The organism is Bartonella sp. CR127HXZ (assembly GCF_042194555.1).
GTDB lineage: Bacteria > Pseudomonadota > Alphaproteobacteria > Rhizobiales > Rhizobiaceae > Bartonella > Bartonella grahamii.
The window spans coordinates 1-1,615 of the sequence record NZ_JBHIMZ010000043.1; the positions used below are offsets into that span (position 1 = coordinate 1).

Here is a 1,615-nt window from a genome sequence, read left to right on the forward strand (position 1 = left end):
GTGAGATAGACGACATAAAGCCATCGACAATCGAATTAGCCAGATCTTCGCCCGCTTGTTCCATACCAGCCTTGGCACTCTCCGAGAGCTTTTCCTGTGTAAAAAAACTCTTCAACCATTGCCAAAAGTTGGAAAAGCTTTGTTTAACGCCCTCCCACACGTTGCCAAACCAACTGCCAACAGCGCTAAGCTCTTGTTTAAACTTTTGCCAAACTTGAGAGAGATCAAAAGCATTGGCGATTATATTTTTCCAACGCGTAATGGTGCTGGTATCAGCACCAAAAAAGCGCATGACGGCTTCAAAGGCTTGCCCCCAAGCCCGTGTTACCCCCCGTGCAAAGCCCTTCATAAAAGAAGAAAAGCGGTCCCAATATTTCCACAAAGCAAAACCAGCTGCCAATATGACCGCCACAACAGCAGCAACCGCAGCCCCTACCGGGGTAAAAATACCCCCCACAACAGAGGCCATGCTCGCTCCAACCACTTCGATCACGGTTCCTATCCAACCAAAGCTACTCGCAAATGCACTTCCTGAGATCATAACGCCGCGAAATGCCGCCACAAGTAAAGTCATTGGGCGTAAGAGTCGGAGTGAACTTGCCCCAAGACCCGCGGTTAGCAAGCCCAGGGAGCGCCCTGCGGCTGCTAAGCCCCGCCAGCTTGCAGAAAGACCACGACTGAGTGTTCTAAGCTTGATAAAAGACGTGATCAATTGAAGAAGCCCAAGACGTGTTCCAGCGAGGGTAAAGCGCAAAACCCGTAGAGCAATATTAAAAGCCATAAGGGCAGCAATGGTTTTGATGATGGCGCTTGTTAAAGTGGGATGGGCATTCGCCCACGCCATAAGCCCATTGGTAAAATTGCCAACACTTTCCATCAAACTGTTGAGGGGGGGCAGAAGCACTTCACCAATGCTAATCCCCAAAGCCACAATGCGGTTTTGCAACAATTCAAATTGCCGCATGGCACCGGTTGCTTGTTTGTCTGCTTCTTGTTCTACCGAACCTTTAAAGACTTGTGGATCTTTCACATAATCTAAAGCTTGCCCTAACAATTCGGGATTGCCCACCAATTTGGCAAAATCACCGGTAAAATCGCGCCCAGCAATGGCAATCAGCGAGCGCATCCCCTGTTCGGATTTACCCAACACATTAAAAAAGCGCACCAAGGTACCTGTGGCATCTTTATCCAGATCTTGCATAAATTTTTCGCGGGAAAGCCCAATATTGGCAAAAGCATCTTCAATATGTTTACCCCCCGCCTGTATACGGGCACTCATGGCATTAAAACCACGCGCGGCACTCTCAGGGACGATACCAGCAGAAATCATCGCCGTGCCAAAAGCTGCTGTTTCCCGTGCGGTGAGCTTAAACATGGTTGCCGCACCGGTGGCACGATTGGTAAAATCAGACACTTCACTTGCCTTGGCAGCCATGTGGTTAGAGAGATGATTGATGGCATCGCCTAGATCTTCAATCCCTGCCTGATTAAGCTTAAAGACATTGCGCAACTTGGCAAAGCGCTCCCCAATCTGATCTCCCGTCATATCAAAAGCAACAGCCGCTTTGGCAGCGTAAATGCTAAAAGCTTCTAGATCTTGTTCGCCAATTCCTGC

At 49.0% G+C, this 1,615-nt stretch carries 1 protein-coding gene; it reads right to left on the minus strand.

Translation table 11 applies throughout. From position 1 onward, the window contains the following. Window positions 1-1,615, minus strand: a 1,615-nt coding sequence (locus tag ACFIKY_RS08925) for a phage tail tape measure protein (RefSeq protein ID WP_375661728.1), incomplete at both ends; no start/stop codon positions are given.